This is a genomic window from Aureimonas flava (genome assembly GCF_003583935.1).
Classification (GTDB): Bacteria; Pseudomonadota; Alphaproteobacteria; order Rhizobiales; family Rhizobiaceae; genus Aureimonas; species Aureimonas flava.
In genome coordinates, this window is the sequence record NZ_QYRN01000004.1 from 416,539 (window position 1) to 424,277 (window position 7,739).

Genomic DNA, 7,739 nt, shown 5'->3' on the forward strand with positions numbered 1-7,739 from the left:
GGGCGGGCGGTCAGTTCAGATTGGCTTCCTTCAGGACGTAGGTTCCGTCCACCGGCCCGTCGAAGATCTCGGCGATCTGCGGATGGCGGACCGGGCCGCCATCCTCGTCCGCCAGGAGGTTCTGCTCCGACACGTAGGCGACGTACTCCGTCTCCGCGTTCTCGGCGAAGAGGTGGTAGAACGGCTGGTCCTTCCGGGGACGGATGTCCTCGGGAATGGATTCGTACCACTCGTCCGTGTTGTCGAACTCGGGATCGACGTCGAAGATCACGCCACGGAACGGGAAGAGCCGGTGGCGGACGATCTGGCCGATGGCGAAACGGGCGGTCTTGGACTGACGGGAATTCATGTCCGCCCCTTAGCCAGAAGCCCGCTGCCCCGGCAAGAGTGCCCGCGCGCGCGCCATCATTCCCGCGACCGCCGATCCCGGCTCCACGCCCTCGCGCATCAGCGCATGCCGCAGCACCGGGAGCGCCGCCAACGCGCCGAGGCCGACCGCGCGCAGCGCCTGGACCGGTAGGAAGCCGGTGAGCAGGGACCGGTTGAGAAGGTCCACCGCCGCCGTGCGCGTCGCCACGTCCGCGCGGCGCCGCGCCTCGAAGTCGGCCAGCATGGCGGCGCCGCCCGGATCGTCGCGATGCGCCTCGGCGCAGGCCAGCAACGCCTCCGCGTCGCGCAGGCCGAGGTTGAGGCCCTGCGCGCCGATGGGCGGGAACACGTGCGCGGCCTCGCCCACCAGGGCGCAACGCTGCCCGGCAAGCCGCATGACGCTGGCCCCCGACAGGGGGAAGCTCTGAACCGGGGCTTCCACCGACACCGATCCGAGGATCGAATGCATCCGCCGCTCCACTTCGTCCGACAGACGATCGAGGGGCAGATCCTTCAGACGCGCGGCCTCTTCCGGCGTCTCGACCCACACGAGCGACGACCGGCGGCCCGGTAGCGGAACCTGCGTGAAGGGCCCGCTCGCGGTGTGGAACTCCGTGGAAACGCCCTCGTGCTCGCGCTGATGCTCGAAATTGAGGACCAGCGCCACCTGCGGATAGCTCCAGGAACGGGCAGGGGCGCCCATGGCCTCGCGCACCACCGACCGCCGGCCGTCCGAGCCGATCAGGAGACGGCAGGCTACGGTGCGTCCCGCATCGGTGACGAGCGTCGCGTGGTCCGCGTCCAGCTCGACCGCGGCGACCGTCTCCTCGATGCGCCGGAGGCGGCCGGGCAGGCGATCGCCTTCCGCGCGAACGACGTCCAGAAGGTCGCGGTTCAGGACGTTCAGGCCGAAATAGGGAAGGTCGATCTCGGCCGCGCGAAACTCCACCGTGGCGGCTCGCAGAAGCCGGCCGGTATCGTCGACGATGCGCATGGCGAACATCGGCTGCGCGCGGCCGTCGAGCGCCGCCAGGACGTCCAGCCGTTCTAGAAAGCGCACGGAAGGGCCGATCAGGGCGGTCGACCGGCCGTCGGCCGATGCGGGTGCCGCCACATGGACCGTGTCGAAGCCCGCGCGCGCGAAGGCGAGCGCGGCGCTCGCTCCGGCCAGGCCGCCGCCCACGATACCGATTTCATGACGCGATGGGTTCAAACGTCGCACTCCTGCGGTTTCGGCCTCCAGATGTCCGGCTGCGCGGCGTCTTTCAACACATTCTGGAGATACGTTCTCCCGCGCGGATGGCAATGCCGAAGGGGCTGCGTTACTTCACGGGAATGTCTATCGGAGAAGCGAAGCGCGCGGTGAATATAGATTTGAGGCAGTGGCGCCCGTTTACCGTGCATCTGCTGACGGCCAGCGGCGCCTTCTGGGCCTTCATGGCGATCATCGCCGCCGCCGAACGTCATTGGGTCGACATGTTCGCCTGGCTCGGGCTGGCCCTTTTCGTGGACGGCATCGATGGCCCGCTCGCCCGTCGCGTCGACGTGAAGCGGCGGCTGCCCAACTGGTCGGGCGACATGCTCGACGCCATCATCGACTACTCGACCTACGTGCTGATCCCGGCCTTCGCCCTCTACCAGTCCGGCATGATCGGGCGACCGCTCTCGTTCGTCGCCGCCGCGCTGATCGTCATCACCAGCGCGGTGTACTACGCGGACACGCGGATGAAGACGAAGGACAACTTCTTCCGCGGCTTCCCGGTGACCTGGAACATGGTCGTCTTCACCCTGTTCGCCGCGACGCCCAACGAGTGGACGGCGTTCGTGTTCGTGCTCCTGTGCTCGGCGACGACGTTCCTGCCCATCAAGTTCCTGCACCCCGTGCGCGTGGTTCGCCTGCGGGCCCTGAACCTCGCCATGCTCGCCGTCTGGTGCCTGCTCGGCATCCTGGCCATGGTCTACGCCTTCGATTCGCCGCTGTGGTTGCGAGCCGGCATCCTGCTGTCCGCGCTCTACCTCTTCTCCATCGGGGCGATCCTCCAGCTTCTCGACCGGATCCGGGGCCGCGCACCTGAACAGGAGATCGACGAATGATCCATGCGATGGTCGTGGACGCCATCGGCGGACCCGAGGCGATGCAGTGGCGCCCGCACGATCCGGGCGAGCCCGGCCCGCGCGAGCTGCGCGTGCGCCAGACGGCCGCCGGCCTCAACTTCATCGACGTCTACTTCCGGAACGGCACCTACAAGGCACCGTCCTTCCCCTTCGTTCCGGGCAAGGAAGGGGCGGGCGTCGTCGTGGCGGTCGGCGGCGAGGTTTCGGACTTCGCGCCCGGCGACCGCGTCGCCTACAGCGCCGCCAACGGCACCTATGCCGAGGAGATCAACGTGTCCGCCGCGTCCGCGGTCCGCATCCCCGAGGGCATCGCCGACGAGGTCGCCGCCGGCATCATGCTGAAGGGCATGACGGCGGAATATCTCCTGCGTCGCACCTTTCCGGTCGGTCCCGGCCATACGGTCCTGATCCACGCCGCGGCCGGCGGCGTCGGGCTGATCGCCGGCCAGTGGGCCAAGCACCTCGGTGCCACGGTGATCGGCACGGCGGGGTCGGACGAAAAGGTTCGTCTGGCGCTGGAGCACGGCTACGATCACGTCGTGAACTACCGCACGGAGGATTTCGTGGAGCGCGTGGCGGCCATCACGGACGGCGCGCGCTGCGACGTGGTCTACGATTCCGTCGGCCGGGACACGTTTCCGGCCAGCCTCGACTGCCTCAAGCGGCGGGGGCTCTTCGTCAGTTTCGGCCAGTCCTCCGGCACGATCCAGAACTTCGACCTCGCGCTTCTGAACCAGAAGGGTTCGCTCTACACGACCCGTCCGAGCCTCTTCGGTTACACCGCGACGCGAGAGGAACTGGATGAGAGCGCGGCCGCGCTCTTCGAGGTGGTGCGGAGCGGCGCCGTGAAGGTCCGCATCGATCAGCGCTACCCGGTGCAGGACGCCGCGCGCGCGCACGAGGACCTGGAGGGGCGGCGCACCACCGGCATCTCGATCCTGACGGTCGGCTGAGAAAAGCGACCGGACGCGCTAGACGCCGCGCCCCAGCCGGAGCCGCGTCGAGCCTTGCGGGAGGACGGATGGCGCGGTTTCGACCGTCCGATACTCGCGAACGATGCCGGACGGCGGCGCGCTAGGTGTGAGGTTTCATTAGGTTGTCCATCCGGTCCGAACCGAGGAAGCTGAGGTTGCGACGCTTCAGAGCCCTTGGAGGGACCGGATGAACATCCACAAGAATGCCCGTCTAACGCCACGCGGTCGAGAGCGCTTGGTTCGATCGATCCTGGGCGGGACGCTCACCCATGTCGCGGCGGAAGCGGCGGGGGTGTGCGAGCGCCCGGCACGCAAATGGGTGGCCCGCTTCGAGGCCGAGGGGACGGCAGGTCTTCTCGATCGCTCGTCCCGGCCCCATCGCCTCTTCCGTGCGACGCCGGGCGAGACCATTGTCCAGGTCGAAGTGCTGCGCCGCCAGCGCTGGACGGGCAAACGCATCGCACTGGAGCTGTCGCTTTCCCCGGCCACCGTCAGCCGCATCCTGCGCCGCCTTCGGCTCAGCCGCATGCGCGACCTGGAGCCCGCCGAGCCGGTGCGCCGCTACGAGCACGAGCGTCCCGGCGACATGATCCACCTCGACATCAAGAAGCTCGGCCGCTTCGATCGCGTCGGCCATCGCATCACTGGCGATCGCACAGGCCAGTCCAACGCCCGCGGCGTCGGCTGGGAGTTCGTCCATGTCGCCATCGACGACGCCTCGCGCCTGGCTTTCTCCCGCATCATGCCGGACGAGACGGCCGTCAGCGCCGTTGCTGTCCTCAAGGCTGCCATCGCCCACTACCAACGCCTCGGCATCACGGTTCGGCGCGTCATGACCGACAACGTCCTATGTCGGGACGCTTTGGGAAGCTTGAGCCAACAGATCTCCATCGCCGGCAGCTGCCAGCGTCGGCATTGAACTTGAGCCAGATGGCTCCCACCGTCAACGGGATCGCTCCCTGCCATAACAAACACAGGATCCATCGGCGCCGAGGCAACCGTGGTCCTCACCATCCTTAAGACGGGATACGCACCCAGGTGGAAGGCCCGAACATTATCTACAGGGTCGCATTCTGCGCCCTCACGGCACTTGCAGAGAGGGGTCCTTCCACCTGGCATCCGACCGCTCGAGGAACGGCCGGTATTCTGTCTCCGTCTTGATGACGGCATGAACGACCCGCGCCATCTTGGCGGTGAGCGCGGTCATGGCCTTCCGGCGCCTGTCGGCATCGCCCGCATGTCCTGCGACGTATTGGCCGAGCTTGTCACGGAAGCTGTTGTCGCATTGGCGCGCCGCCACCTGTGCGGCCATCCAGAGGGTTCGACGCAGACGGGCGTTGCCGTACTTCGACAGCTTGGTCCGCCCTCGAAAGGTGCCTGACTGGCACGTGGCGAGATCCAGACCGCAGAACTTCAGGAACTGGCGGTGATGGCGAAAGCGGCGCAGGTCGCCGGCTTCCGCCAGGATCGTCAGGGCGTTGATGGGGCCGATCCCCGGGATCTTGATCAAGAGCTGATAGTCCCGGTTCTGCGCCAACGTCGCTTGGGCGGTCTCCTCGATCCGGTTGCGCTGCTGGATGAGGCTTCGAGCCTGCGCGATGATCATGCGGAACATGGCGATCGCGGCGGCATCCGCGGGGACGGGCAAGGCGATCGACGAGCATGCCGTCTCGTAGATGTCGTTGATGAGGGCTGCCTTGGAGACCTTCCGGCCGACCAGAGGCCAAGCCTCTGCCGCGAAGGCCTCACGCCCCAGAACGGTGATGCTGCCGGGTGTGGGAAAGCGCTCGATCAAAGCCAGGAACCAGTCCGATCGGCTGTTGCCGGCGAAGCGAGCGATCTCAGGAAAGTAGAGCGGCAGATAGTGGGTCAGGATGCGGTGCCAGGTCTGCGTCTTGGCCTTCGAGATCGTCTCGTGGGTCTTCGACAGTTCCTGAAGGTCGTTGATGCCGGCCGCCAGCGGGTCGACATAGACCTGTGTCGCACCGATCCGCAGCATATGCAGGATGACCTGCGCATCCTTCGGATCATTTTTGTCCCAGCCGTTGTGGAGCGCTTCGCGCGTTCTGGCCAAGGCGACCGAGGAGATCAAGCGCAGCTCGAACCCTGCGGTCAGGAGCCGATGGGCCAGCGTGCGGTGGTAGTTGCCCGTCGCCTCGAAGCCGACGACGATCGGACGTCCGATGGCGGTGAGATCGTCCACCAGCCGGTCGTAGTCGGGCTTGGCTGCCATCACGGTCATGCGGCGTCGGCGGCCGCCCTCCGGTCGCTCGATCAGGATCTCCTGCCGATGCTTCGACATGTCGATCGCTACCAGCACGCTGCCGGTCGGAGTAAAAAGGCGTTTGGCCATGGTCGGTCACGCTCCAAAGTGTTGTCTCGACAACCTCACTTTAGAGACCTGTTGGCCGGCCATGGCCGCCTGAGAATGCCCTGCGCCCTATCGGGCTCCGCGCATCCTCAGGCGGCCCCAGCATCCGCTTCCCAATGTGCTACGGCTCCTGCTACATCTCCAAGGCCTTCCACCTCGCCTGCCGCGATCTCGGCCTGCGACACGTGCGGACCCGGCCCTACACGCCCCGAACAAACGGCAAGGCCGAGCGCTTCATACAGACCGCCCTGCGAGAATGGGCCTACGCCAGAGCTTACCCCTCGTCACGCCATCGTGCCGAAGCCTTGCCAGCCTGGATCCATGACTACAACTGGCACCGACCGCACGGCGGAATCCAACACGCCGTGCCCATCAGCCGTCTCGGCATCGACCGGAACAACCTGTTGAGGCTCCACAGCTAGCCGCCGTTTCCGAGCAGCCAGAGGGCGATCGCCACATTGCCCACGATGCCCACGATGGCGATCACCCCGATCACCAGCCATATGGCCTCGCGGCGCCCGTCGCGTTCGTCGGTCAATCGTCTGCTCCACGCTGCGCGGCCAGGGACCACACCTGGCTCCGAACCGGACGGCGGCCACTGCCACCGCGCCCCTCATACGAGGAAAGAGGCAGTGATTGCACCCCGCGCGGCCGGTTGACGCTCCGCCTCGCCAAGCGTTAAAGCCGAGGCCTCCAACGGTCGTCGATCCTGCGATCCGCAGGTGGCCGCGACCCACGGATGGGTGGCCGAGTGGTTTAAGGCAGCGGTCTTGAAAACCGCCGTGCGGGGAACCGTACCGTGAGTTCGAATCTCACCCCATCCGCCACCAACTACTTAAGTCGTTGATAAACCTGTAAGTGCATGACCCGTAAGGCAAAAATCGGCTCAACTGCTACACCGGACTGCTACGCCGGGGCTGGGGACGACATGCCAGACAGGCTCATGAAGCGGGGGGCGACATTCTACTTCCGCGCCCGCTACCCGACCGATCTGCGGGACCATTTCACCGCACGCGAACGGTGGAAGTCGCTGGGCACGGCCGACTTCCGAGAGGCCAAGCGATTGCTCGCCGTCGAAAATGTTCGCTTCGATGCGGAGATGGGCGAGCTGCGGACCCGCGCTGCATCGCCGGCAAGGGCCACCCTGACGCCCGAAGAGGTGAACCGGATTGCGGCGGCCTACTTCCACGACCTTATGTCCGAGGATGAAGAGCATCGCGAGGAAGGGCTGACCGACCGCGAGTTCCGCTCGAAAGGCGAGAGCTTGGACATCGTGAAGATCGAGGCAAAGGACGATCTGGCGCGCGGCAACACGCGGTTCTGGCAGGGGGAGTTCGACGACTGGTTGGGCTCGAACGGGCATCAGCTTGAACCGGCTTCGGCTGCTCACCGGACTGTGCTCAATCGGATGCTGAAGGAGTTCGTTCGGTTCCTCAACGCTTCCTCGGAGCGGCAAGAAGGCGAGGTGGTGGACACTCCACCGGCTCCGAAGCCTGAAGAGCTGGGGCCGACCGTTGGCGACCTGATCTACGACTACATGGCTGACCCATCGCGCAACCGCGCCCCGAAGACCGTCATGAGCTACCGCATCACGTTCGATGCGCTGGTTGAGCTGGTGGGAAAGGACAGGCGGGCGAGGGATGTGACCCGAGCGGACTGCGAGCGCATCCGTGACGTTCTCCTACGGCTCCCCTCGAACGCTCGCAAGAAGTTCCCCGGCGTGCCTCTGGCCACGGCAGTCGAGCTGGGTGCCCGCATCGAAGCGCCGACCTTGAGCCGGGGGTGAACCGCCCCGGGTTTGCCGGAGGCTGATTGGTTTGAGTCCTACGCGGCGATCGGAAATGCCTCAAGCTGGGCGTAGTATGCGGCCTCGGCTTCGGCTGGCGGGATGTTTCCGATGGGCTCGAGCA

General features: G+C 66.4%; 5 protein-coding genes, 1 tRNA gene and 3 pseudogenes. 6 read left to right on the forward strand and 3 right to left on the reverse strand.

Annotation, left to right across the window (positions count from 1 at the left end; genetic code table 11):
* Positions 1-10: 10 nt before the first annotated feature.
* The gene (hspQ, locus tag D3218_RS09760; RefSeq protein ID WP_119539867.1) at positions 11-349 is read right to left on the reverse strand and encodes a heat shock protein HspQ; all 339 of its coding nucleotides are present in this window, start codon (positions 347-349) and stop codon (positions 11-13) included.
* A gap of 9 nt (positions 350-358) precedes the next feature.
* Complete coding sequence (locus D3218_RS09765; RefSeq protein ID WP_119539868.1) at positions 359-1,582, reverse strand: UbiH/UbiF family hydroxylase; 1,224 nt, start codon at positions 1,580-1,582, stop codon at positions 359-361.
* A gap of 122 nt (positions 1,583-1,704) precedes the next feature.
* Between D3218_RS09765 and pcsA the strand changes: the two genes are divergently transcribed.
* The 3 genes and pseudogenes from pcsA to D3218_RS09780 form a co-directional block, all read left to right on the forward strand.
* Positions 1,705-2,463 (forward strand): phosphatidylcholine synthase, encoded by a 759-nt coding sequence (gene pcsA, locus D3218_RS09770; RefSeq protein WP_210209661.1) that lies wholly within the window; start codon positions 1,705-1,707, stop codon positions 2,461-2,463.
* Complete coding sequence (locus D3218_RS09775) at positions 2,460-3,437, forward strand: quinone oxidoreductase family protein (RefSeq protein ID WP_119539869.1); 978 nt, start codon at positions 2,460-2,462, stop codon at positions 3,435-3,437. Before pcsA ends, D3218_RS09775 begins: the two co-directional genes overlap by 4 nt.
* Positions 3,438-3,645: 208 nt before the next feature.
* Positions 3,646-4,311 (forward strand): annotated as a pseudogene (locus D3218_RS09780) (leucine zipper domain-containing protein); the annotation flags it as partial.
* Positions 4,312-4,547: 236 nt separating this feature from the next.
* On the opposite strand, the pseudogene D3218_RS09785 reads toward D3218_RS09780, so the two are convergent.
* Positions 4,548-5,811: pseudogene (locus D3218_RS09785) on the reverse strand (IS110 family RNA-guided transposase); the annotation flags it as partial.
* A 143-nt stretch (positions 5,812-5,954) separates the two neighbouring features.
* Here D3218_RS09785 and D3218_RS09790 point away from each other — a divergent pair.
* The 3 genes and pseudogenes from D3218_RS09790 to D3218_RS09800 all read left to right on the forward strand — a co-directional run.
* Positions 5,955-6,251 (forward strand): annotated as a pseudogene (locus tag D3218_RS09790) (integrase core domain-containing protein); the annotation flags it as partial.
* 315 nt (positions 6,252-6,566) lie between these two features.
* A tRNA-Ser gene (locus tag D3218_RS09795) sits at positions 6,567-6,656 on the forward strand.
* Positions 6,657-6,757: 101 nt separating this feature from the next.
* Entirely contained in the window at positions 6,758-7,615 is an 858-nt protein-coding gene (locus D3218_RS09800) for a DUF6538 domain-containing protein (RefSeq protein ID WP_136625079.1), read from the forward strand.
* The last annotated feature ends 124 nt before the right edge of the window (positions 7,616-7,739 follow it).